The organism is Sphingobium agrisoli (assembly GCF_041877245.1).
Lineage (GTDB): Bacteria > Pseudomonadota > Alphaproteobacteria > Sphingomonadales > Sphingomonadaceae > Sphingobium.
This window is the reverse complement of the sequence record NZ_JBHDJI010000001.1, coordinates 677256-701084: the sequence shown is the minus strand read 5'-3', so window position 1 is coordinate 701084 and position 23829 is coordinate 677256. Positions and strand designations below refer to the sequence as shown.

The 23829-nt window shown below is 64.8% G+C and carries 26 protein-coding genes; 4 read left to right on the top strand and 22 right to left on the bottom strand.

All coding sequences use genetic code 11. The annotated features are described in order from the left end of the window. Window positions 1-2 precede the first annotated feature (2 nt). On the top strand, window positions 3-1064 hold the full coding sequence (locus ACETPF_RS03320) for an alpha/beta hydrolase family protein (RefSeq protein WP_373932835.1): 1062 nt from the start codon (window positions 3-5) through the stop codon (window positions 1062-1064). Between the two features lie 144 nt (window positions 1065-1208). Then, window positions 1209-2186 (top strand): LysR family transcriptional regulator, encoded by a 978-nt coding sequence (locus ACETPF_RS03315; RefSeq protein WP_373932834.1) that lies wholly within the window; start codon window positions 1209-1211, stop codon window positions 2184-2186. Here the strand turns inward: ACETPF_RS03315 and ACETPF_RS03310 are convergent. The 12 genes from ACETPF_RS03310 to ACETPF_RS03255 form a co-directional block, all read right to left on the bottom strand. Beyond that, window positions 2161-2382 carry a helix-turn-helix domain-containing protein gene (locus ACETPF_RS03310; protein WP_373932833.1) on the bottom strand — a complete coding sequence of 74 codons (222 nt, stop codon included), beginning with the start codon at window positions 2380-2382 and terminating at the stop codon, window positions 2161-2163. The genes ACETPF_RS03315 and ACETPF_RS03310 overlap by 26 nt on opposite strands. 264 nt (window positions 2383-2646) lie before the next feature. Then, window positions 2647-3852: a TraB/TrbI/VirB10 family type IV secretion system protein gene (locus ACETPF_RS03305; protein WP_373932832.1), complete on the bottom strand. Its 1206-nt coding sequence runs from the start codon at window positions 3850-3852 to the stop codon at window positions 2647-2649. Next, window positions 3849-4697 carry a P-type conjugative transfer protein TrbG gene (gene trbG, locus ACETPF_RS03300; protein ID WP_373932831.1) on the bottom strand — a complete coding sequence of 283 codons (849 nt, stop codon included), beginning with the start codon at window positions 4695-4697 and terminating at the stop codon, window positions 3849-3851. The genes ACETPF_RS03305 and trbG overlap by 4 nt, the downstream gene beginning before the upstream one ends. Further along, complete coding sequence (gene trbF / locus ACETPF_RS03295) at window positions 4694-5383, bottom strand: conjugal transfer protein TrbF (RefSeq protein WP_373932830.1); 690 nt, start codon at window positions 5381-5383, stop codon at window positions 4694-4696. The genes trbG and trbF overlap by 4 nt, the downstream gene beginning before the upstream one ends. Further along, window positions 5380-6681, bottom strand: coding sequence for a P-type conjugative transfer protein TrbL (trbL, locus tag ACETPF_RS03290; RefSeq protein ID WP_373932829.1), 1302 nt, complete (start codon window positions 6679-6681; stop codon window positions 5380-5382). The genes trbF and trbL overlap by 4 nt, the downstream gene beginning before the upstream one ends. Before the next feature lie 3 nt (window positions 6682-6684). Continuing rightward, window positions 6685-7053 (bottom strand): putative entry exclusion protein TrbK-alt, encoded by a 369-nt coding sequence (gene trbK-alt, locus ACETPF_RS03285; protein WP_373932828.1) that lies wholly within the window; start codon window positions 7051-7053, stop codon window positions 6685-6687. After that, complete coding sequence (trbJ, locus tag ACETPF_RS03280) at window positions 7046-7792, bottom strand: P-type conjugative transfer protein TrbJ (RefSeq protein ID WP_373932827.1); 747 nt, start codon at window positions 7790-7792, stop codon at window positions 7046-7048. The genes trbK-alt and trbJ overlap by 8 nt, the downstream gene beginning before the upstream one ends. Further along, complete coding sequence (trbE, locus tag ACETPF_RS03275) at window positions 7789-10242, bottom strand: conjugal transfer protein TrbE (RefSeq protein WP_373932826.1); 2454 nt, start codon at window positions 10240-10242, stop codon at window positions 7789-7791. Before trbE ends, trbJ begins: the two co-directional genes overlap by 4 nt. A 5-nt stretch (window positions 10243-10247) precedes the next feature. Then, window positions 10248-10511 carry a VirB3 family type IV secretion system protein gene (locus tag ACETPF_RS03270; RefSeq protein WP_373932825.1) on the bottom strand — a complete coding sequence of 88 codons (264 nt, stop codon included), beginning with the start codon at window positions 10509-10511 and terminating at the stop codon, window positions 10248-10250. Beyond that, on the bottom strand, window positions 10511-10882 hold the full coding sequence (locus ACETPF_RS03265) for a TrbC/VirB2 family type IV secretion system protein (protein WP_373932824.1): 372 nt from the start codon (window positions 10880-10882) through the stop codon (window positions 10511-10513). The genes ACETPF_RS03270 and ACETPF_RS03265 overlap by 1 nt, the downstream gene beginning before the upstream one ends. Then, a complete protein-coding gene (gene trbB, locus ACETPF_RS03260) occupies window positions 10879-11808 on the bottom strand; it encodes a P-type conjugative transfer ATPase TrbB (protein WP_373933062.1) in 930 nt (309 codons plus the stop codon). The genes ACETPF_RS03265 and trbB overlap by 4 nt, the downstream gene beginning before the upstream one ends. A 302-nt stretch (window positions 11809-12110) precedes the next feature. Beyond that, entirely contained in the window at window positions 12111-12569 is a 459-nt protein-coding gene (locus ACETPF_RS03255; RefSeq protein WP_373932823.1) for an Lrp/AsnC family transcriptional regulator, read from the bottom strand. A gap of 116 nt (window positions 12570-12685) precedes the next feature. Between ACETPF_RS03255 and ACETPF_RS03250 the strand changes: the two genes are divergently transcribed. Continuing rightward, entirely contained in the window at window positions 12686-13963 is a 1278-nt protein-coding gene (locus ACETPF_RS03250) for a cystathionine gamma-synthase family protein (protein WP_373932822.1), read from the top strand. Window positions 13964-14280: 317 nt separating this feature from the next. On the opposite strand, the gene ACETPF_RS03245 is transcribed toward ACETPF_RS03250, so the two are convergent. The 9 genes from ACETPF_RS03245 to ACETPF_RS03205 all read right to left on the bottom strand — a co-directional run bounded on the left by ACETPF_RS03245 (window position 14281) and on the right by ACETPF_RS03205 (window position 22659). Next, complete coding sequence (locus ACETPF_RS03245; protein WP_373933061.1) at window positions 14281-14880, bottom strand: alpha-ketoglutarate-dependent dioxygenase AlkB; 600 nt, start codon at window positions 14878-14880, stop codon at window positions 14281-14283. After that, complete coding sequence (locus ACETPF_RS03240; protein WP_373932821.1) at window positions 14877-15293, bottom strand: thermonuclease family protein; 417 nt, start codon at window positions 15291-15293, stop codon at window positions 14877-14879. The genes ACETPF_RS03245 and ACETPF_RS03240 overlap by 4 nt, the downstream gene beginning before the upstream one ends. Before the next feature lie 10 nt (window positions 15294-15303). Further along, window positions 15304-15567: a DksA/TraR family C4-type zinc finger protein gene (locus ACETPF_RS03235; RefSeq protein ID WP_373932820.1), complete on the bottom strand. Its 264-nt coding sequence runs from the start codon at window positions 15565-15567 to the stop codon at window positions 15304-15306. Window positions 15568-15624: 57 nt separating this feature from the next. Further along, window positions 15625-15915 carry a hypothetical protein gene (locus ACETPF_RS03230; RefSeq protein ID WP_373932819.1) on the bottom strand — a complete coding sequence of 97 codons (291 nt, stop codon included), beginning with the start codon at window positions 15913-15915 and terminating at the stop codon, window positions 15625-15627. Beyond that, window positions 15902-19162 (bottom strand): error-prone DNA polymerase, encoded by a 3261-nt coding sequence (locus ACETPF_RS03225; protein ID WP_373933060.1) that lies wholly within the window; start codon window positions 19160-19162, stop codon window positions 15902-15904. Before ACETPF_RS03225 ends, ACETPF_RS03230 begins: the two co-directional genes overlap by 14 nt. Next, window positions 19159-20964, bottom strand: a complete 1806-nt coding sequence (locus tag ACETPF_RS03220; RefSeq protein WP_373932818.1) for a DUF6504 family protein — start codon at window positions 20962-20964, stop codon at window positions 19159-19161. Before ACETPF_RS03220 ends, ACETPF_RS03225 begins: the two co-directional genes overlap by 4 nt. After that, entirely contained in the window at window positions 20882-21658 is a 777-nt protein-coding gene (locus ACETPF_RS03215) for an ImuA family protein (RefSeq protein ID WP_373932817.1), read from the bottom strand. The genes ACETPF_RS03220 and ACETPF_RS03215 overlap by 83 nt, the downstream gene beginning before the upstream one ends. Before the next feature lie 88 nt (window positions 21659-21746). Then, a complete protein-coding gene (locus tag ACETPF_RS03210; protein WP_373932816.1) occupies window positions 21747-21989 on the bottom strand; it encodes a DUF6582 domain-containing protein in 243 nt (80 codons plus the stop codon). Between the two features lie 82 nt (window positions 21990-22071). Next, entirely contained in the window at window positions 22072-22659 is a 588-nt protein-coding gene (locus ACETPF_RS03205) for an SOS response-associated peptidase family protein (RefSeq protein WP_373932815.1), read from the bottom strand. A 59-nt stretch (window positions 22660-22718) separates the two neighbouring features. Here ACETPF_RS03205 and ACETPF_RS03200 point away from each other — a divergent pair, with 59 nt between their 5' ends. Further along, window positions 22719-23264, top strand: a complete 546-nt coding sequence (locus tag ACETPF_RS03200) for an SOS response-associated peptidase family protein (protein WP_373932814.1) — start codon at window positions 22719-22721, stop codon at window positions 23262-23264. On the opposite strand, the gene ACETPF_RS03195 is transcribed toward ACETPF_RS03200, so the two are convergent. Further along, window positions 23261-23812, bottom strand: coding sequence for a hypothetical protein (locus ACETPF_RS03195; protein WP_373932813.1), 552 nt, complete (start codon window positions 23810-23812; stop codon window positions 23261-23263). The two genes, ACETPF_RS03200 and ACETPF_RS03195, sit on opposite strands and share 4 nt — an antisense overlap. Window positions 23813-23829: the final 17 nt, after the last annotated feature.

Below are 23829 nucleotides of genomic sequence, written 5' to 3'. Positions count from 1 at the left end.
AGATGTCGCGCGACGATTTCCGCTTCATCATGCTGTATGTGATGATTTTCGTAGGGGTGTTTTCCGTGACCGAGGCCACCAAAGCGCAAAATGACACCGATGCGCATGCAACCAACCCACTTATTTTAGATGCGACCGGCAGTTTCTTTGTCGGCGGACGAACGATCGTGCAAACCACTACCCAGGTAGGCCTCTACGACGGCGGCCCGATCGCGATCGATCAAATGTACGTGCAGTACATGGTGCCGCATGGCGACACGAAGCCACCTATCGTCATGGTGCACGGAGCCACTCTAACCGGTGCGAGCTTCGAGACGACGCCAGATGGACGCATGGGTTGGTACGAGTATTTTGCTCGTAAGGGTTATCCCAGCTACCTCGTTGATCAGGTCGGGCGAGGACGCTCGGGCTTCAATCAGGCGCCTTTCAACGATGTTCGCGCAGGCTTGTCACAGCCCGGGTCGCAGCCATTGCTACGACGCGTAGCGACCGACATTGCTTGGGTTCGCTTCCGCGCTGGACCAAAGGCAGGCGTCAAGTTCGACGACACGCAATTTCCCGTGGAGGCCGCAGAATCGTTCGCGATGCAGGCGGTTCCTGACCTTGCGCAAAGTTTCCCATTCGACGATCCGAACTACACGGCGCTATCGAAGCTCTCCCGCAAGTTGGAGAACGTGATCTTGCTTGGCCACTCGCAGGCAGGGCGGTTTCCCTTCGAAACTGCGCTCCTTGACCCGCGGGGAATTAGGAGCCTGATCGCCGTGGAGCCGCCAGGATGCAATTCGTCCGGCTATTCCGACGAGCAAATCCGCCGACTTGCAAAATTGCCAATCTTGGTTGTGTTCGGCGATCATCTGGAAGTGCCGCAGAGCGTCGGTCCGAATTGGCTCCCCTTTTTCAAGGATTGCGAGACTTTCATTGCCCGAGTCAACGCCGTGGGCGGGAACGCTAAAATGCTTCACCCGCCTGCTATAGGTATAAACGGCAACAGTCACATGCTCATGCAGGATAAAAACAATCTCCAAATCGCCGACCTGATATCGGAATGGATCAATCAGAATTAGGCACTCGCTAAAGATGCTCCCAACCGCGTCCGTCTCATCGCAAGCAATGAAGCCGAGAATCGGCTAAGCGCGGGCATGCGGCGAGCCGGCGCTCTTTACAAAGGGACGGATGACGCGTGATCGAGCTTAAGAGTTAGTCCGAAAGTGGCAAATGCTCATCTGCACATCGATGGCAAAGCTCCCCGGCGAAATAGTTCCACTCGGCCGGACTTCAATCAGCTTGAGGTATTCTTAAAGGTTGCAGAAACCCGCAGTTTTGCTGAGGCTGCGCGCCACTTGGGCGTCTCGCAACCTGCGGTCAGTCAGACCATCGCGCGCCTAGAAGAAATCTATGGCGGCGATCTATTTGAGAGGCGCCGCGGCTCTCCTGTTTCGCTTACGCCGGTCGGCCGCGCAATCCTGCCCAAAGCTAAGCTGTTGCTCTTTACCGTCGATCAACAGATCGAGCGCGCAATCGCAACGTCTCGCAGCCAGAGCGGGTCGCTCAACATCGGTTTTCATCCCGCGCTCGCGTATGGCCCTGTAGGTGACGCCATCGCCGAGATGAGCCAAGCCAAGCCGGGCGTGGCGCTCCGCTTTGTGGAAGGTACACCGGGCGAACTCTACCGCCAGCTGAATGAGCGCAGTCTGGATATCATTTTTTCGCCCCTCCACCCGGAGATAGGCGCAAGCGCAAACGTCCAGGAGAGGCTTTGGCAAGAACCACTCGTGGTCGCCCTACCGGAACAACATGTCCTCTCTGCTGCGGCGAATGTCCGGTGGTCCGATCTCTCTCTTGTGCCTCTTATGCTCAAATCCAATCAAGGTGACCTTACCGACTATCGAGCGCTCGCGGCACGAATGGGTGACCTGCCCTTCGATTGCGATCTTCATGATGTCTCGCGAGGTACACTCGTGGAGTTTGTCCGGCGCGGGTTACGCGCGACGCTTCTGCTCGCGTCAGCCACACTGCCTCACCCCGGCGTGCGCCATCTCCCAATCGAAGAAGAAAATGCGGCGCTTTGGATCGAGGCACTTTGGCCACACCAAGACCGCAATCCGTTGCGCCACCATCTCCTCGCTTCTGTGCGCCGCAACGCGCAACGCCGGGGATTTGTCAGCGCTTCACGTGCTTCGGACTGATCAGGCTGCAGGGGTCCACGTTGAGCGACTGGGCAAACGTGCCTAGCAACGTGACGCTCGGCGATACCTTATTCCTCTCTATCGATCCCAAATAGCGCGCGGAGATGCCCAAAAGATGGGCCATTTCTTCCTGAGTACGCCCGGTCTCGTTACGAATCCTGCGCAAATTGGTCGAAAGGACGTCCTTGAGATCCATTGTTCAGTGAATCACACCGTCGGAACGATCGTTCTAGGAACGATCGTTCCGATTCGTTATGGTGTGACACTCAGAGCAGATGAACGAGACCGACCATGTCCATACCACCACGTGCACAGTGCCGCCGCCACGCTGAGGTGGAGCGCCTGATCAGTCTGGCACGAGGGCTCCTGAATTGGCCGACGGAAGAAATGGTCGTTATCTACCTCGACCACGCGATCGAAGCCTTGCACATGGCGGCAGAAGAAAATTCCAAATTGGGAATTATAGCCGCGACCCAGGCTCATTGAGCACGGGCAAAATCAAATCTCGACTGATCAATAGCCGAACTCTCGCGCCCGGCCGGATCGTGATTGTGGGCTGCACATCAAGCTGACGGCTGATGATCTTGTCTCCCGCGCTCTCAACGGACCGACCGGCGCTCTCACGTATCGCGAACGCGATATCGGCATTGTCCCCGCCGGCGGTCGCGGCGTTGGCGCCCACACCGAACAGGGTCGACAGTAAGCCCGCCATCAGAAGCTTGCCCGTGTGCTTATTCACACGATCGGTAAAGCCCGACTGGCCGCCAGCGTCCGTGCCGATCATTCGGTCGAGATCGATCGAGCGGCCATCCGGAAAGATCATCCTCGTCCATACGACAAGCGCCCGCGACTGTCCGTAGGAGACACGCGCGTCATACGCGCCGATCAGCCTTGTACCCTGCGGGATAAGCCGAGTCTGACCGCTTGCGCTGTCGAACACATCCTCCGTCACCTGCGCCACGACCTGGCCGGGAAGATCGGAGGAAAGCCCCGTGATCAGTGCGGCGGCGATCGTAGAGCCGGCCGAGACGACAAATCGTCCAGCGGGGGCAGTCAGCCTTCCACTGTTCACGGTCGGCTCGCGCTTGCTGTTCGTCACGAATGCCGCCTTCCGCTCTTGGGCGTCCCCGCCCGTCGGTGTCGCTGGCGCTGTCCCTGGTATTTGTCCGGAAAGAGCGGGTGATGTCTCAGCCGTCGATGTCGCGGTTGCGTTTCGCGCGCCTTCTGCCATCGGAGCAAACAGCTTGCTCCCACGCGCGCTCTCCTGGCTCTGACGGCGCCGCTGCCGTTCGGCTGCAAGGTCATTATTCGTGGCACTCGATACACCGCTAACGGAGCCGCCCGCAGGCGGCGTCATCGGCTGCGACGGAACGGGCGGCGCGCCAATGCCCGCCGCTGCGGTACGCGACAGATCGCTATAATTCTTCGGAGCGTCCGCCAGCGCACCGGTGTTGCGGCGCTCGATGGAGAATGTCTCCTGCGGTGCGTCGGTTCGATGGCTACGGGTCAAACTGTAGCCGAGCGCGGCGGCCACTCCGAGCGCGCTGACCCCAGTCATCGTCACCAGCGCCTTGCGCGACAGTCGCCGTGGCGTCGGAGCCGGCGCCCGCGTCGCGATCGGCTGCCGGGCAGCTGGATCCCTGGCAAGATCGTCAGCGGTGCTCATAGCCGCTGCCCCCGGCGGCCCGTCCGCTCGATGCGGACGATCTGCTGGCGCTTCGTGCCGAGCCGGAGCTCTGCCACCGAGAACAGACGGTCGACCACGATATAGCGGCCGGACACGCGGTAATTGACGAGCTCCGCCTTGTTCTTCTCCCCGATCAGGAACAACGGCGGGAGCTCGGTCTGCGCGATCCTCTCGGGGAACAGCAGATAGGTTTTGGCCCCGTCATCGAACACCTCGACCGGTTTCCACGGCGGGTTTGCGCCAGACAATCGGTACGCGAAATCGAGCTTCGCTGGATCGATCCCCGTCTGGACCTGCGTATTGGCAACCGCCGCTGCTGCTTCGATCCTTGCCCGCACTGCGATGAGTTCATCCTGAGGATAGGACCAGCCAACACTCGCCATATAGGTCGCCGACGTGGAACGCAGCTCGACATGGTACGTCCGCTTGTCGGTGTTGATGACAAGGTTGGTCCTGAGGCCGGGGTCGGTCGGCTTCACGAGAATATGCGTGCGCCGGCCCGTCCCGCTGCCGCTCGCCGCCTCGCCAATCACCCAGCGCACGGTGTCGCCGGCCGCGACGGCGCCCGTGTCGGACAGGGTCTCGCCCTCCTGGAGGACGATATCGGTGACCTGGCCGACCGCGGCGTAGACCTGATAGAGCCCGCCCGGCGCATAGACGAACAGCTGCGTCGCGCCTTGCCATCCTGCGGCACGCGGGCTGACCCGCGCCGCTTCGGTCGCAGCGGCGACCGGCCGAGCCGATGACGGTGCAGCCTGAGCGAATGCTGGTGCCGTCGTGAGCAGAAGAAGCGGCATCACGATGGGAACGGTGCGCATGGTCATTCTCCGAGATCTTGCGACCAGCTGATCGCGTGGACGTAGAGGCCGAGCGGATTGCGGCTGAGCGTCGCCGCGTCGCTCGGGGTGCGGATCACAACGGTCAGGATCGCCGACCAATGGACGGTCGCGGCGAGCTGGCCGTGCTCGTAGCGACGTTCGTCCCAGGCGACGCGGAAGCTGTCGCCGGAGGCGCGCACGACATTCTTCACGTCGACAGAGATTTGACGGTCGGCCAAATCGGCGAACGGGTCATCCGCGCGGGCGTAGTCGTTGAGTGCCGCGGCACCCTGTTCGGTCGTGAAGTCGTAGGCGGCAGCAAGGTTCTGGCGCAGCACGATCGGATCGGCAGGCCGGGACCGGACATTCTCGATAAAGCGCGCGAGATGCCATGCGATCTGCGGATCGGTCGGGCGGTAGTCCGCCGTCGCCGGCGAAACGGCACGTGCTGCTCCTAGGCGATCGACCTCGACCACATACGGGACGATATGCGAGCCGAAGCGCAGGCGCAGATTGTCGACGACCGACAGCGACAGCAGTGCGGTCGCGCCAAACGCCATCAACCGCCAGCTGTTCGCCTGCACGCGAGCCGAGCCGATACGGTCGTCCCATGCCTGACCAGCACGCTGATAAGGAGTCTCGGGCACGGGCTCGCGCCCGAAGCGCGATGAGGGGCGACGAAACGGGTTCATGAGCGATCCTCCAGCGAGATGTGAGCAGATCCGCCGTGATGGTCAGCGGACCGCAGGGTGCGGGCGGCGAGCGTTGCGCCCTGGACCATTGCTTGCCGGCGACGCAGCTGCTTGGCCCAGGCGGGAGCCGCTGCCTGCGCCGCGGCAGGAGAGCTGGCCGTCTGCGCCGAGCTGCTCTCGCGGCCGCCAGATGCCGGTTCGGCATCCGAGTCGGTGGTATTCGAACCACCGCTGCTGGTGCCGCCAGCGCTGCCGCCACCTCCCGGCGCTCCGGACGGCGGGGGAACCGTCGGAGCGCCGCCCGTTGGCGCCGGGGGAGCGGGTGGCGCCGACGAGGATCCGCCAGCGGGGGGCGAGCCAGCGGACCGGGAGAGGGTTGAGGCGGCGGCAGAGCCCGCCCGGCCAGCGAGGCCAGCAGCGCCTGCCACGCCCATGGTCGCGGCCGCGCCGATCCCGGCGACGGTCGCGCCGGTGGCGACCGCAGCGCCCGCACCGAGCTGCGGGCCACCCGAGATCAGGCCGGAGGCGATGCCGGGGCCGAAGATGGCGAGGCCGAGAAGAGTAAGCGCGGCGAGCGCGAGGCTGGCGACCTGTTCGAGCGTCGGCGGCGTTCCGCCAAAGTCGAGCACGAACTCGTGGAAGATGGTCGAGCCGATGCCGATGATGACGGCGAGCACGAGCACTTTGACGCCGGTCGCCATGACGTTGCCGAGCACGCGTTCGGCGAGGAAGGCCGTGCGCCCGAACAGACCGAACGGCACCAGCACGAAGCCGGCGAGCGTCGTCAGCTTGAACTCGATCAGCGTCACGAACAGCTGGATCGCGATGATGAAGAACGCGAGCAGCACGATTGCGAAGGCGAGCAGCAGAACCGCAATCTGCGCAAAATTTGTAAAGATGCCGACCGGGCCGGCCAGCGCTGTCGCCTGATCGTAGAGTGGTCGCGCCGCATCGATGCCGGTCGCGGCGATCTTACCAGGGTGCAGAAGATCGTCGGCGCTGCCAGACCCGGCCGCTTTCAAACCGATGCCGGAGAAGCTCAGAAAAACGATTTTGGCGAGACTGTTCCAGTTGGAGATCAGGAAGGCAAAGAAGCCGACCTGCAGCGTCTTTCTTACCAGCCGGGCGGCGATGTCGTCGCCTTCGCCCCACGTCCAGAACAGGAAAGCCAGCGTCACGTCGATCACGATCAGCGAACTCGCCAGAAAGGCGACGTCGCCGTGGATCAGACCGAACCCACTATCGATGTAGCGCGCGAAGGTATCGAGAAACCGATCGATGACGCCGGTGCTTTCCATCGCTCAGCGCTCCACGATTGGAGTGGCGGGCGCCGGCGACGGGGCAGCTGCGCGCGGGGGCACATAGCTGCGGGTCTCGCCGAGAAAGCGCCGCCGGTTGACCTCCCAGGCCTGCTCGCACGCCGCATCGGTGCTGCCGGCCGGCAGCGGCCGGCAGCGCAATAGCTCCGCCATCAGTGGATCGCCGCTCGCAGACTGTGCGGGTGGCGCGTCCTCCGCGACTACGGCGAAACGCGGTGCCGACGGCGCGGGATCGCGCAGCGCGATCAGCCCGATCATGCCGGCGATCGTGCCGACGCCGACCGCGCCGAGCGCCCATGCTGGCCAACCCGGCAGCCGCGACTCGTGGCGTGGTGCCTCCTCCTCAGTCATGGAAGAGCGCCACGCTCTGGGCGACATAGCCGGTGCCCGGCTGCGAGAATCGCCGCGCCTCCTCACGGCCCTGCGCCTCGTCGGCAGCCGCGCGCGCGGACTGGATCGCGTTTGCGCGGGCCTGCGCCGCCAGCATCGCCGTCAGGTCGGCCAGCTGACGCGTTTGCAGCGCGATCAGCTGATTGCCGGCTTGCGCCGCCTGGAGCGCGCCAGTCGCACCCTGGCTCGCCGTCACCAGCGTGTTCGTCTGCGAGGCCGTCCCGTCGAGATTGCCGGTAACGGTGGCGCCGGTGCGCAGTGAATCCTGATACGCCGCCAGCGCATCGGTCCAGCGCGTCTGCGCGTTGGTCACCATCGTGCCCGATGGCGTCCCGGCGAGCGATCCTGACGGATAGCGCTGGCTGAACACCTGATCGATATTCTCGACGCGATAGGCGATCTGCTGGGCCTGGGTGATCAGCGCCCGCGTCCGACCGATATCCTGTTGGATCGTCGACAACACCGACGTCGGCAGGCTGGTAAGGTTGCGCGCCTGGTTGATCAGGCTCTGCGCCTGATTCTGGATCTGGGTGATCTGGTTGTTGATCTGCTGGAGGCTGCGCGCCGCCGTCAGCACGTTCTGCGCGTAGTTGGTGGGATCGTAGACGATCCCGCCGAACTGGGCGCGGGCTGGCGTGGCGACGGCCAGCGCGAGCGCGGCCGCACCCAGCGCCAGATGAGTGATATGAGAACGGGTCATGCGAACGCCTCCTGCGGTTCGAGGGTGGGAGCGGTGAGAAGGTCGGCGGCCCAGGACAGGCCGCGGTGCCGCAGCCAGGCAGCGGCGAAGCCGTGCGCGCCATGGCGCTCGACTAGCGCGCCGATCGCGTTCAGGTCTGACCGGGACGAGGCGGCGGCGAAGGCCAATGCGATGGGGCCTAGCCCGAGATCGAACAGCCGGTTGCCGAGCGAGGACTGGCAGTAGTAATCGCGCTTAGGCGTCGCCGAGGCGATAATCTCGATCTGGCGATCGTTGAGCCCGAACCGGCGATAGACGCCGGCGATCTGCGGCTCGAGCGCCCGCTCGTTTGCAAGGAACAGCCGCGTCGGGCAGCTCTCGATGATGGCGGGCGCGATCGCCGAGCCCTCGATGTCGGCCAGGCTCTGCGTCGCGAACACGACGCTCGCATTCTTCTTGCGGAGCGTCTTCAGCCATTCCTTGAGCTGGCGGCCGAACAACGGATCGTCGAGTGCGAGCCAGCCCTCGTCGATCAGGATCAGCGTCGGCCGGCCATCGAGGCGGCGGCTGATGCGGTGGAAGAGATAGGCGAGCACCGCCGGGGCCGCAGTCGTTCCGACCAGACCTTCGGTTTCGAACGCCTGAGCATCACTCTCGCCGAAATGCTCGACATCGCCATCGAGCAACCGGCCATAGGGTCCGGCGAGCGTGTAGGGCGCGAGTGCCCGCTTCAGGCCCGACGCCTGGATCAGCACGGCAAGGCCGGTGAGCGTCCGCTGCTCGACGGGCGCGTCCGCGAGGCTGCCCAGCGCCGTCCAGAGATGATCCTTCACCTCGGGCGTGATCGCGAACTCTTCGCGGGCGAGGATCGCCGCCAGCCAGTCGGCCGCCCAGGCACGCTCGTCGAGCTCGTCGATCCGCGCGAGCGGCTGCAGCGAAACCGGCGCGGCCGTGCCGCCAAGTGCGCCGCCAAGATCGTGCCACTCGCCGCCGACACCGAGCGTCGCCGCACGGATCGAGCCGCCATGATCGAAGGCGAAGACCTGCGATTCCCGGTAGCGGCGGAACTGCAGCGCTATGAAGGCCAGCAGCACGCTCTTACCCGATCCGGTCGGGCCGACGACGAGCGTGTGGCCGACGTCGCCGACATGCAGCGACAGGCGGAACGGCGTCGATCCTTGCGTCCGCGCATGGAACAGCGGCGGCGCGTTGAAATGGTCATCGCGATCCGGGCCGGCCCAGACGGCGGACACCGGCATGATGTGGGCGAGGTTCAGCGTCGAAACCGGCGGCTGGCGGACATTCGCATAAGGGTTGCCCGGTAGAGATCCGAGCCACGCCTCGATCGCGTTCAGCCCCTCGGCGATGCAGGCGAAGTCGCGACCGCGCACGATCTTCTCGATCGCCTGGAGCCGCAGATCAGCATCGCGTGGACTGTCACCGAGCACGGTTATAGTGGTCGTGACGTAAGCATAGCCCGCTATGTCGGCGCCAAGATCCTGCAGGGCCGCGTCGGCTTCGGCCGACTTGTTGGCGGCGTCGGTATCGACCAGCACGCTCGCCTCGTTGGTCAGCACCTCCTTGATGATCGCGCCCAAGCTCTTGCGTTTGGAGAACCACAACCGGCGAATGCGGCCGAGCATCCGTTGGGCCGACACCTTGTCGAGGCAGATCGCGCGGGTGGTCCAGCGATAGGCGAAGCCGAGCCGGTTGAGCTCGTCGAGCATGCCCGGCACCGTCACAGCCGGAAAGCCGGTGACCGAAAGGGTCCGCAGATGCTTGGGCCCAAGCTGAGGTGCGAGTCCCCCGACCAGCACTTCATCCGAGAGCAGAGCGTCTAAGTGCATCGGCGTCTCGGGTACGGCAATGCGCTGATCGTGCGTCGAGATCGTCGAATGAAGGTAGGTCAGCGTTTCGGCGTCCGAGAGCCAGGCGGCTTCGGGCATCACGCCCTCGATCATGTCGAGGAGGCGGCCGGTATCGCACTCGAAGTCGTCGAGATGATCGGCGGCGGTGGCGACACCAGCTGCGCCGCCCTCATAGAACAGCGCCGACGCCTTCGACGTGTCGTCGGCCGGGGGTAGCCACTGCAGGGTCAGGTAATAGGCGCTGGTGAAGTTTGGCTGAGTGACGTCCCCGCCTTCGAACTGGTCGCGCCGTTCCTCGTCGATCAGCGCCGAGACCGGGTCCACGAAACCGTCCGAACCGGGATAGCCCGGCGACTCCTTGCGTTGCGCCTCGACATAGATCGCCCAGCCGGTGCCGAGCCGCTTGAGCGCGCTGTTGAGCCGGGCCGAGGTGGCGATCAGCTCGGCCTGGGTGGCGCTGTCGAGATCGGGACCGCGAAAGCGGGCGATCCGCATGAAGCTGCCATCCTTGTTGAGGATGATGCCGGGCGCGATCAACGCCGCCCAAGGCAGGAAGTCCGAGAGCCGCGAGGCGCGGCGGGCATGTTCGCGCAGAAACATCATGGAGCTTAGCTTTCGAAAAGGGTGGGAAGCGCGATGTGGCGGCGCGCGACGGGGAGGATCTGCGGGTCGCGGCGGGCGCTGAAAACCGCGAGGCCGTGACCGACCACCGCCATCACGATGCCAGCGATCCAGAGCCGCAGGCCAATGCCGATCGCGGCGGCGAGCGTGCCGTTGACGATCGCGAGGGCGCGCGGCGCGCCAGCGAGCAGGATCGGCTCGGCCAGCGCCCGATGTACGGGCGCCGCGAAGCCGGGCAGATCCTCCTGCATCAGACGAGCGCCCCGCCGCCGAAGCTGAAGAAGCTCAGGAAGAAGGATGAGGCGGCGAAGGCGACCGACAGGCCGAACACGATCTGGATCAGCTTGCGGAAGCCGCCCGACGTGTCGCCGAACGCCAGGGTCAGGCCAGTGATCACGATGATGATCACGCCGATCACCTTGGCGACCGGACCCTGCACCGAGTCGACGATCGACTGGAGCGGGGTTTCCCACGGCATGCCCGATCCGCCCGCCCAGGCGGGAGGAGCGGTGGTAAGCGCGAGCGCCAGAGTTAGGCTGACGAGCGCCTTGCGGGCCAAATCGAGGAGGCGCGCCCGCGCATTGCCGATCCGAGCGGACAACGAAGGACGAGTGACGATCATGATGGATCTCCGGCTTTTGTGAGGAGGGGAAGGAGGCGGTAGGTGCCTTCAGGCGCGAGGCCCTCGACGCGGACGAGCTCGGACAGCCGGCGTTCGGCGCCGCGGCCGGTGAGCACCGCGATCACGTCGATCGTCTCCGCGATCAGCGCGCGCGGGACATGGGCAATGGCTTCGAGGATTAGCTGTTCGAGGCGGTGGAGCGCGGCCGTCGCGGTACCGGCGTGGATGGTGCCGATCCCGCCGGGATGGCCGGTGCCCCAGGCTTTCAGAAGATCGAGCGCCTCGGGCCCGCGCACCTCGCCGATTGGGATTCGATCAGGGCGGAGGCGAAGACTGGAGCGCACCAGGTCGGTCATGGTGACGCCGGGCGCGGTGCGGAGCGCCACGACATTGGCCGCGTCGCAGCGCAATTCGCGCGTGTCTTCGATCAGGATGATCCGATCGCTCCCGCCCGATGCGACGCCGAGCAGCGCGTTGGTGAGCGTCGTCTTGCCGGTCGAGGTGCCGCCGGCCACCAGAATGTTAGCGCGCGTCTGGACCGCCTGCGCGAGGTACGCCGCCGCGGTCGCCGTCATCGTGCCGGCCGCGACATAGTCGGCGAGCGCCAACGGCAGGCTTGCCGGCCGGCGGATCGAGAACACCGGCTCGGTCACGACCGGTGGCAGCAGCCCCTCGAACCGCTCGCCGCCTTCCGGCAACTCGGCCGAGACACGCGGAGCGCCCCTGTGGACCTCAGCACCGACATGGTGGGCGACAAGCCGGATGATGCGCTCAGCCTGGAGCGGGCTCAGTCTCTCATCGGTCGCCGTGATGCCGCTGTCGAGGTGATCAACCCACAGCCGCCCATCGGCATTGAGCATGATCTCGGCGACATTTGCGTCATCGAGCCAGGCCGCGATCGCCGGGCCGAGCGCGCTCTGCAGCATCGCGGTGCCGCGTGCGTGAACGATGGCCGATGGCTGGGTCACTTGAGCCTGTCTCCGTGGATCGAGAGCCGCACAAGCGGCGTCGGAGACAGGTAAAGAATGCCAAATTCGGCGGCTTACAACAGCCTTCTACAGCGTTCGTAAGATCGGCGAGGGCTGGATATCTTTAGGATGGTGAGCATGTTCAGGGACGCCCAACTCCGTTCAGCGGTTGACCTTCTGCCTCGACGGACACTTCGATGAGAACGGTGACCTGGCCGCTTAGCGAAGGCGAGTCGCCCCTCGCGTGAGCGTCCGCGCAATCAGGTGCGCTGATCCTTGATGGTCTTCATAATGAAGCACGTCTCGATTGTGGCGACGCATTTGAGCCCCGCCATCTTTTCGTTGAGGAAGCGCTGGTAGGTGTCGAGACTCGCGCTCATCACCTTCAGAATATAGTCAGGCGAGCCAGCCACGAGATGGCATTCGGATACTTCGGTCCAAGACCGTACAGCATCCTCGAACATCGCGATCTCATCGGCATGCTGGCGATTGAGCCGCACGATGACCATCGCCGCCATGGTCCAGCCGTCAACAGCCGGATCGATGCGTGCCGTGTAGCCCCGGATAAAGCCGAGCTCTTCCAAACGTCGCACGCGCCTGAGGCAGGGCGACGGGGTGATTCCCACGCGTTCGGCAAGGTCGTTGTTGCTGATCCTTGCGTCAGCCACGAGTGCAGCCAAGATCCGACGATCAACAGCATCGGCAATTTTAGAAGCCATTTTAAGCCAATCAAGCTATGATGTTGCTACTCCATCGTCAAATTTGCCGAAATTCGCAAGCACGTGGCGGCTGTATTGCGCTAAAAATTGCCGAAGCCCGGCAGCAGGAGCAGCCCATGCCAAATCATTATAAAACGCACCTTGATGAGCATGAGCTCAGTCCCGAAACTCAGATGCTGAACTATGGCTTCGACCCAGCCATGTCTGAGGGCGCGGTCAAGCCGCCGGTATTCTTGACGTCTACCTTCGTTTTTAAGACGGCCGAGGACGGCCGCGACTTCTTCGACTTCGCCTTTGGCCGCCGCGCGCCGCCTGATGGGCAGGCCGCAGGCCTTGTCTATTCGCGCTTTAATCATCCCAACAGCGAGATCGTCGAGGACCGGCTGGCGCTCTACGAGCGAGCCCAGGCGTGTGCTCTCTTCTCCTCGGGCATGTCGGCGATCGCGACGACGATCCTGGCGTTCGCGCGACCCGGCGACGTCATCGTCCATTCGCAGCCGCTTTACGGGGGTACCGAAACCTTGCTGTCAAAAACGCTGGCTGCGTTCGGGATCGAGGCTGTAGGCTTCGCCAGCGGCGTTGATGAAGCCGCCGTCGCGTCCGCCATGGATGCAGCGATGAGCAAAGGGCGTGTCGCCATAGTGCTCATCGAGAGCCCCGCCAACCCGACCAACAGCCTTGTTGATATCGCGCTGATCGCCGCGCAAGCCGAACGGATTGCGGCCGATCAGGGTTATCGTCCCATCATTGCGTGTGACAATACGCTGCTGGGGCCCATTTTCCAAAAGCCGCTTCAGCACGGCGCCGACATCGTTCTTTACTCGCTCACCAAATACGTAGGTGGGCATTCGGACCTCATCGCCGGCGCCGCTATTGGCTCGGCTGATCACATCCGGCTGGTGCGAGCCCTCCGCAGTTCCATTGGTACGCAGCTTGATCCGCACAGTTGCTGGATGCTTGGGCGGTCGCTCGAAACACTGTCGATCCGAATGGAGAAGTCCAATAACAACGCGGCGATTGTCGCGAAATTCCTGAGCGATCATCCCAAGGTCGCGCGCCTGCACTATTTGCCGCATCTGGCGGAAGACACGCCTGAGGCAAGAGTGTTCGCACGCCAGTGCTCCGGAGCAGGATCGACGTTCTCCTTCGACATCATCGGCGGGCAGCAAGCGGCTTATCGCTTCTTGAACGCACTCGAGATTATGAAGCTCGCAGTCAGTCTCGGCGGCACGGAGTCGCTGGCCAGCCACCCAGCGAGTATGACCCATTCCGGTGTTCCCGCTGACCTTCGCAGACGCATCGGCGTGCTCGACAGCACCATCCGGCTCTCGATTGGTATCGAGCACCCCGATGATCTTGTCGCGGATGTAAAGAGAGCCCTTGCAAGGGCTTAGTGGTTAGTCAGCCACTCACTGTCCGTGGCCGTGGCGACGCCAGGATGGAGCGGGCTGCTGAACGGTTGGCGGAGTCGGTCATCCTGATCTGGATAGAAGGTGCGCCGTATGGCCACCAACCCAAAAGCGAAGGGCCGCCCCTCGCGGGACGGCCCTTCCATTGTCTTGCCTTCGCGGCCAGCTCAGAAGAGCCGGACCCCCGCGCTGGAGGCCATGCTCACTTCAGTCGCCGCAGTCGGCGTGGGACAATGAGACATTCGACCACCTCCTTTCCATTGTTGAACGATAATGCGGATGTGGGATCCCAGCCGTGAAATTCAATCCGACAAGTCGCTGTGATACAACGATTTCGACGCGCCGCGATCGCTGAGGCTGCGGAACGTAATCGACCAGCGCGGCACCTCCATCGGGGCGATGCTGTGCTCCCATTGGTGACGAACCTCGCCGGCCAGATGATAGATTGACCGTGGTGCGAGCTCGGCTTTCGCGCGCGCGAACCTGCCGGCAGTCCGCTGGCGCAAGCGCAGCGTCGCGGCGTTACCGAGTGAGATGCCGACGACATGTTCGAACACCGGCCGGTCCTTGTGCCAGCCGATCCCGGCGCCGGGATCGTAGCGGATCAACAAGGCCTGGACGAGCTGATCGGGCGCGAGACCCGCGAAAGCGGCGGCCCGCACTTTCACCGCCTCGAGCCAGTCCGGGAGCGGATCGGTTGGCGCGAACCGGCCGCTCTCGAAATCATAGCTCCAGCCGAATGACCGCGTCAGCCGCTTTCCGGTCCATTGTTGAAACCGGAACGGGCTGAGGGCCTCGGCATCGATCTCGGCGATGAGGGAGGCCTCTTCCTCGGCGGAGATGATCTCCGGCCGCATGGCCAGGCCCGGAACGAGCGGGGCATCGAACAGGTCAGCCATCATGATCGTGGCCGCCAAGCCCGTCCGCCTTCGATCCCGCCGGCTTGGCGCAACAGCATGCCAAGCGGGCGACCGCCCAGCTTGCAGGCGGCGACCACCCGGTCATAGCTGCGCCGCCCCGCGCGGCAGACCAGGGGCTTGCCCATGGCCAGTCGTTCCAGCCGCCGCTTGGCTTCGCGGCCGCCGGCTTCGTGCAGTTCAGGCGCATAGAAGTCCGCGAGCCGGACTTCGATCCAGCGATCGGGCCGTCCGGCAGGACCCACGCAAAGGCCGTCGCCATCGCCAACATAGCGGACGACCCCGGCGAAGGTGGTGCCCTTGGCGGGCAAGGCGCCCTCGCACGGATCGGCGAGCGCAGGAGCGGACCAGCCGCAGGCGAGGACGCTCGCCGCGGCGATAAGGTGCAAGCGGTTCATGGACGTGGGCTCAGCGCAGCTGGCTGTCCTTGCTGCCGCGCCGGTTGATCCCGGAATAGGTCGGGCGCTTGTCGCGCGCCGACTGGCAGGCCACGCAGGTGCGCGCGCCGGGCAGCGCGCGCCGGCGTGCTTCCAGGATCGGCTCGCCGCACTCTTCGCACTCGGCCAGGCCGTCGCCGGACGGCATGCGCGCACGCGCGCTGGCCAGCGCGTCCTTCACGCTGTCTTCGATCTGTTCCTGAACGGCGCCGTCGGGCGCCCAGCCATTGGCCATGCGTGCTCGTTCCCGCGGAAGTGCTTGTTAAGGTGCTGACATAGGAAGTCGGTGGGGTCATTTCATCCTCGCGGGCTCTTCTGCGAGAGCGCCGTTGGTGCGGAGCTGGCGCACGATGCCGTTATAGGCGGCGTGCAGGCCCTGGCTTCGGCCGATCTCGTGATCCGACCCGGCCGCCTCCCAGAAGGCGACCAGCCATTCGTCGGGACAGCGGCCGCGCAGTACCCAGAGCGCCAGTGCGACACCGCGGGTCTGCACCTTGCCCTTGATGGCCGTAGCCTCGCGCAGGACACTGACCGCGCGTTCGATGGTCCCGGTCACACGGGCGCTCGCCTCAATGGAAGTCATGGCTGCGGATGCGGAGGATTTCCTCTTGTTCCTGGACCGTGCCGAATGGAGGCGACGCCAGCGTGCGTCCGCGCGGGAAGCTCGGATCTCGCGGGTCGGGTCCGCCGCCATTGTGGGCGCCATCGCCGCGCCCCGGTGCGACAGCGAAGTTCGTCCGACCAATCGAGCGGAGCATGTCGTCATGATCGGTGATGCGGTCGCAAATGATGTGGATCACCTCACCTTCCTTCTGCAGCCGGCCCCGCATCGCGATCATCGATGCGGACATGACCTGACGCCGGTAGATCTCGAAGCTGTCGGGCCAGAGGATGCCGTTGGCGATCCCGGTCTCATCCTCGATCGTGATGAACAGCACGCCCTTGGCCGAGCCGGGGCGCTGGCGAACAAGGATGACGCCCGCGACCTCGACATTGCGCCCGTCGCGGATGGTCGCGAGATCGGCGCAGCGGACAATCCGCATCGCGTCGAGCTCGCCACGCAGGAAGCTTATCGGATGGCCGCGGAGCGACAGCTGCAGCGAGCGATAATCCTCGACGACCTCGCGCCCGGCAGTCAACGGCGCCAGCGTCACCGTCGGTTCCATGCCCTCCGGTGAGAAGCTCGCCTCGCGCGCATCCGCGGCGGCGAACAAGGGAAGCGGGGCCTCGCCGAGCCCCTTTACCTTCCACAGGCCCTGGCGACGGTCTTCTGCGATGCAGTGGAATGCGTCGGCTTCGGCCAGTCGCTCGATCGCCACGCGCGGCACGTCGGCGCGGCGCCACACTTCCTCGACGCTGGCATAAGGCGTGCCACCCCGCGCCACCGCGATCTGCGCCCCGTGGATATTGGCGAGCCCGCGCACCTGCCGGAAGCCGAGGCGGACAGCCATGAAGCGCCCCTCTGTCGGCTCCAGCGTGCAATCCCAATGGCTGTGGTTGATCGAGACCGGCCGCACCTCGACACCATGCTTGCGGGCATCCTGAACGATCTGCGCGGGGGCATAGAAGCCCATCGGCTGGGCATTGAGCAGCGCGGCGCAGAAGACGTCGGGATGATGATGCTTCACCCAGCAGCTCGCATAAGCGATCTTGGCGAAGCTCGCGGCATGGCTTTCCGGGAAGCCGTAGCTCCCGAAGCCCTCGATCTGCTTGAAGGTTCGTTCGGCAAAATCCTTGGGATAGCCGCGGTCGATCATGCCATTGACCAGCTTGTCGTAGAAATGGCTGACGCCGCCGGTCAGCTTGAACGTCGCCATCGCGCGGCGGAGCTGATCGGCCTCGACCGGGGTGAACCCGGCTCCGACGATCGCCACCTTCATCGCCTGTTCCTGAAAGAGCGGCACGCCCAGTGTGTTCTCCAGCACCGCACGGAGTTCGGGCTTGGGATATTCGGGCTTCTCCTTGCCCTCGCGGCGGCGGAGATAGGGATGGACCATGTCGCCCTGGATCGGTCCGGGGCGCACGATCGCCACCTCAATCACCAGATCGTAGAATTCCTTGGGTTTCATGCGCGGGAGCATCGACATCTGCGCGCGGCTCTCGATCTGGAAGACGCCGAGCGTGTCGGCGCGCTGGATCATCTTGTAGACCTCGGGATCATCGTCCTGCAGGTCGGCCATGCCAACATGCAAGCCCTTCTCTTGGCGTAGCAGGTTGAAGGCGCGGTTCATGCAGCCGAGCATGCCCAAGCCCAGCACGTCGACCTTCATGAACTTGAGCGCGTCGATATCGTCTTTATCCCATTCGATGATCTGCCGATCTTCCATGCGCGCGGGCTCGATTGGCACGAGATCGTCGAGCCGGTCCTGGGTCAGCACGAACCCGCCGGGATGCTGCGACAGGTGGCGGGGCGTGCCGATCAGCTGGCGCGCGAGGCGGAGCGTCAGCTTGAGCCGGTGATCCTGGGCATTGAGATTGAGGCTCTCGATCTGCTCGTCGCTGATCCCGTCCATCGACCAGCCCCACACCAGGCCGGTCAGCATCTTGGTGAGATCGCGCGGTAGGCCGAGCGCCTTGCCGACTTCGGCCACCGCACCGCGCGTGCGGTAGCGCGTGACGACGGCGGTCAGCGCCGATCGATCACGCCCATAGGTCTCGTAGATCCACTGGATGATCTCCTCGCGTCGCTCATGCTCGAAATCGACGTCGATGTCGGGCGGCTCCTTGCGCTCGCCCGAGACGAAGCGCTCGAACAGCAGCTCATGCTGGATCGGATCGATCGACGTTATGCCGAGCAGATAACAGACGCAGCTATTCGCAGCGGAGCCGCGGCCCTGGCAAAGAATCCCTCGCCGGCGGCTCTCGGCGACGATCGCATTCACCGTCAGAAAATAGGGGGCGTAGCCGAGCTGCTCGATCAGCCGCAGCTCATGCCCAATCTGGTCGCGATAGCGCTGCGGCACCCCGTCCGGGAATTTTGCCACCGCCGCCGCTTCGGTCATTTCCGCCAGCGCTTCCTGCGCCGTGCGGCCGACCATCACCTGCTCGTACGGGTATTGGTACTGGATCTCCCCCAGGTCGAAGGTGCAGGCGCGCGCGATGTCGACGCTGGCCTGGATCGCGTCGGGAAATGCCCGGAAGCGCCGCTCCATCTCCGCAGGTGCCTTCAGATGACGGTCCATGAAGCGCTCGCGCCGATAGCCAAGCGCATCCACGGTGGTTTTCTCGCGGATCGCCGTCACCACGTCCTGAAGCGGTCGCACCTCCGGGCTGTGGTAGAGCACGTCACCCGTCGCGACGGCCCGCACGCCATGCCGGCCAGCCAGTGTGGCAAGTTGATGGAGCCGGATCGCATCGTCGGGCCGGCGTCGGAACGACAGCGCGCAATATCCGCGTGCGCCAAAAGCCGCCGCCACGTCGGTGAGCTGGCGCTCGGTCGTTTCGTTCGGAAGATCGGGGAGCAGGATGCCGACCATCCCTTCAGCATGATGGACGATGTCGGCCCAATCGAGGATACAGAATCCCTTGCCGCCGCGCGCCTTGCCGATCGACAGCAGCCGGGTCAGTCGGCTCCAGGCGGCACGGTCCTGCGGATAGAGAAGCAGGTCATGGCCGTCGGTCGCATGGACGCGGGCACCGGGGATCATGCGCACGCCTGTGGTCTTCTGGCCGTCCCAGCCGCGCACCACGCCGGCAACGCTGCCCCGGTCGGCGAGCCCCAGCGCGCCGTGACCTTGGAGCGCTGCCGCCGCGAACAGCTCCTCGGGCGAGCTCGCGCCGCGCAGGAACGAGAAATGGCTCATAACCTGAAGTTCGACATAGGCCATCAGCCGAACATCCCATGGATGTACCAGCTGAGATCGCCGGTCTCGGGCTCGACGCCATCGCCGCGCCGGAACAGCCAGAACCGCTCGCCGCTTTCCACCTCGACGCGGAAATAGTCCCGCACAGCCCATAGCTCGCTGTCGGTCCGCCACCATTCGCCGTGGATGCGCTCGGGACCATCACCGGCGGTCACCCGATACGCCTGCCCGCGCCAGGTGAAGCGCCGTGGGGGATGGTCGGGAAGCAGCGCCACGACATGGGTCAGATGCTCAGGCCGGCGCAGCATGCGGACCGGGCGCTTCCATCTCGGCCAGCAAGCCGGTTCGTCCAATGGGCCGACACGGCGGATCGCGCGCTCTGGAACGTCACTTTCGTTGGGAGCGACCCGGAACACGGCGTCCTCGCCCGCACGGCCGACAAGCTGGTCGATCGCCGGCGCGAGGTCCATGGCTGCTTCGTCGGACCTTACAAGCGATCCCGCCGTGCTGGCGCCGAGCGGCTCGCTGTGCGGCACGGTGAGGTGCATCGCCTCGATGCCAAGGCCTGGCTCGATCCGATCGAGTTTCAGGCCGAACATGCGCTTCAGGTGCTTGGCGTCGCGCGTTGCCCGCGACGCTCCAATCCCGATCCGCTGCGCCTCGCCGTCGACCCTGTCGGCCACGAGCAGCGCGGTGCGAACACCAAGGCCACGCTGCCGAAGCACGCCGATCAGGTCATCGACGAGATCCGAGATCACCTGTGTGATGCTCTCGGGCGTGCCGATCGGCTCGAGGAGACGACGCGTCACCTCAGGTGCCTCGAACGGCACGACCGGTGTGATCGGCTCGGCAACATGGCCAAGCGCCTGGTCGAGACGGGTTACCGCGTTGAGCCCGAGCCGCTTTGCCATCGGCCCGCGCGGGAGGCGGACAAGATCGGCCACCCTTTCCAGACCGAAGCGTGCTGCCGCCGTTAGCGCCGAGGGCTCGAGCCGAAGCGCGGCAACCGGCAGCTCGGCAAGGGCCGTCGCCTCGGTTCCGGATTCGAGAATGAGGATGTCCCGGCCGCTATAGCGGGCGAGCGCATGCGCTGCGCCGGGCGTGCCCGCGATCGCGACGCGGGCCGTAAAGCCCAGCCGCTGGAGGAAGCGGAGCAGTCGGCGGCAGAAGCGCTCCTCGCCGCCGAACAGATGGGTCGTGCCGGAAAGGTCGAGCCACAGGCCATCGCCTCCCGACACGCTCGCGGTCGGCGTCCAATGGGTCACGCCATGGAGCGCCAAGCGATCAAGCCACTCCTGGTCGCCGGCCGGATCGGCGTCCCGTACGTCGAGATCGGAAACCAGCGCCCGCGCATGGGCTGCCACCATCCCCGGCGTCAGGCCCAGCGACAGCGCGACCGGACAGGCGGAGCGGATCAGGTCGCGCTGCCCGATCCGTTCGATCAGGACCGTCGGCCGGTCATGTCGGAAAGCCATGACAGGTATCGGCGCCGCCGAGCGCGCGCCTTCGTCGGGCGGCATCGCCTTGAAGGGGTGTTCGACGGGTTCGGAGCGGCGCCCGAGCATACGCATCGGCGGCCGCTGATGGGCCGGCAGCTGCGCTATCTGGCCGATGACCTGCGCCTTGGTCAGCCCGGCGTCACGGGCCCAGCGCGCGCCCGGTCGCCAGCCGCCACCGCGCGGAACGGAGCAGGCACCGGGGTCATCGTCGAGAGGCGAAGGGAGCGGCGCTGCAGGAGCGCGCGGTTCAAGCGGCCTGGCTGGCCGCTCCGACCGCCGTAGCCGCTCGATGGCGAGCTGGGGCAGGTAGAGCGAGGCGACCCGTATCATCGCAAGCCTCGACCATGAGAGAGAATGGATTGCCGTTCCGCTGCCGCACCAGCTCGACCGACCAGCAGGCGCGGCCGACCCCCGGCGCAGGCAAAGGCACGGACGGCGCGCAGGCGATCCGCCAGCGGGTCATCGCCGCGGACGGACGCTCCAGCGGATCGCGATTGGACCTCGCCCAGCGCCGGAGCAGCAGCATTGGCGTTCGGCCATCGGCCGCCGCCAGCTGCAGCCGCCGCGTTGCGGTCTGGTCGGCGACCTTCACCTCGGCAACCACGGCGGCGAAGCTACCGTCGCGAAGCGAGTCCTCGGCGAGCGCCAGCGCCATCGTCTCGTTCTTGCCCTGGAGGTAGAGCAGCTTCGCGGCCGGAAGGCCGGCCTGCTCGAGACCCGGCGCATAGAGATCGAAGCGGGTGAGTGCCCAGGCGACATTGGCGCCGGACACCGTGGCGAACCGGGCGGCAAGGCCTGCTACGAACAGGGTCGCGGCGGCATCGTCACCGAGCGTCGGCGAGGCAGCGGTGATTTCGTGAAGGCCGGCGCCGTCTATGCCGCCGGACCCAAGCCGATCATCGAGCGCCTCAATCCCGAACGCCAGCACCGGCCCGCGCTGGCTTTGGGCCTGCGCGAGCTGCGCGCGAAGCGCGGCTAGCCGATCGGCGGACGGCCGATCGAAGGACGAGGGTTGGGCGGACATCGGGCAACATCGACTCATTCGTTCGCGTTATGTTCCGATGAGTCTGGAGATTCGTCAAGGCTTGTGAATCCCTTATGGGGCTACTGAGCTAGCTCTTGCCGACCTCGCGCCAGGATTTCTCGCTAATTTCGACGCCGTGTTTTTTTGCCGCCGCCTTGATCCGCTTCCAGGCTTCGTCGCGTTCATCGTCGCTCACATCCTTCACCTGGTTGAAGCGTGCGACCGCGTTGCGGACGTGGCTCGCATTTTCGAGCGGCTCCTTGCGCTGCTTTGGAAATGCGAATGAGCCCATGGACAGGTCGTCGCGGGCTTCGGTGCTGAGCTTGGCCATTATCGCCTCCTGATATCTGCGCTCAACGGATGTAGGAGGGCTAAGGGTTCTGCTCAGGCGGCGGCCGGCTTTTCCTCTGCGATTATCCGACCTGCTCGACGGCGAGGCTGCCCGCCGGGAGGGCCTTGAGAACGTCCTTGGCCGAAACCGACGGGTCCAGCCAATCGGCCCAGTCAGCACGATCAAGGATCGCGATCTGGCGATCATGGAATGGTGCGATGTCGGGCCCTGGGTCCATCGTCAGCATGGTGAAGGCTTCGCCGACATCCGGGTTGCTGCGCCAGATGCCGGCAATGCAGAACCAGGGCTCACCCATTTTCGTGAACAGCCATTTGTCCTTGCGCTTCTTTTTCGGATCGTCGGGGATCGTAAATTCGTAGAAGCCGTCGGCGATGATCAAGCAGCGGCCACTGGTGAACTCGCGGCCCTCGGATCGGAAATTGTAGACCGGTTTTTTGTTCGGCGCGGGCCAACTCCATCGACGCTGCACAAGCTCGCCTCTCAGGCGGCCCGCACCGCTGCGCACGATCGGAGCCGTGTCGGTGATCTTGATGTCCGCCCGCGGAGCAAGGTTAGGGATGCCCTCGGGCGTCTCGATCGCAATCTCCAAATCATTGAAATCTTCCATGATCGAGGCGATCTCAACTTCGAGGCGGTAGTCGTTGCACATGTCGCACACCAAACTCCTCAGACTTGCGACTCATCTTCGTTCTTATTATGTTCCAAACAATGGACGCAACCGCGACCCCGTTTGAAGCCGACGCGCCGGAAGACAATCTCCGGCCGATCGTGCGGTACAAACCGGATGAACCGGGACGACCCCAACTGATTAAAGCGCGCTGGGGATCCAATCCACGGTTCAGCGATGGCGTCCAGTTTAGGTTCGTGCGCTCCGAGGGCAAGACGTTCCCGAGCCATCGTTGTCTGATCCCAGCATCGGAATTTCAGATGAAGGTCGGGGAAAAGCGCTACCGCGTGAAGCTCGACGATGGGAATTTCTTCTATCTCGCTGGCGTCTGGGAACAAGCGATGGGCGATTGGCCGCTGTCCTTCCGGATCATCACCGTCGCCGCAAATCCTGAGGTGTCGAACTATCAGGAGCGGCACGGTGCGCTCATTCTGCGAAGGCAGGTGAAGGATTGGCTCGACGCAAAAATTCCCGAGATCGATTTGTTGGCCACGCCCCCGGCGCGCACCTTCACGGTCGAGGAGATTGGCGGGAAAACGCGCGGTGCAGACGGCCATGGCGCTTTAGCGCACCTGGCGCTCGGTTAGGCCCTCGGCGCGGCCTCGGCCGCCGCGATGGCAGCGGCCATGTGCCCCTCGATCCACTCAGCGGTGATGCCATAGCGCTCGCGCAGTGGCTGCATGAGGGCCTCAAGCTCCGTGTCGATGACCGACAGCCGTTCGATGATCGCCTCGCATTCGGCGATCATGCGTGTCCGGCCGGCCTTGCCTAGAAAATCCTCGTCATGCTCGCGAAAAAAACGATGCGCGAGGTGGTCGCGCTCGATCTTTGCCGCTCGTAGCCGAACCATCAGATCATCGGGGAGGGCAAGTGGCTCCAAGGCCCGCAGCATGTTGCCGAACGTCTTGGCCAGCTCCACATCATAAGCGCGGTCGAAAGCATCCTCCCAAGCCGATCGATCGCTATGCTCGCGCATCGTGGGGAGCATCCGCGCGACGATGACCGCGTTGACCATACCATGCTCCAGCACCTGCGCTTGATACATCGCCAAGCCGTAGCGCGAGTAGACTTCGCGGATCTGGATCGAGTCCTCATCTTCGGCGGGCCAGATCGCGCCAGGAGGAAAGCCGTACATCCGTCTCAATCCTCCGC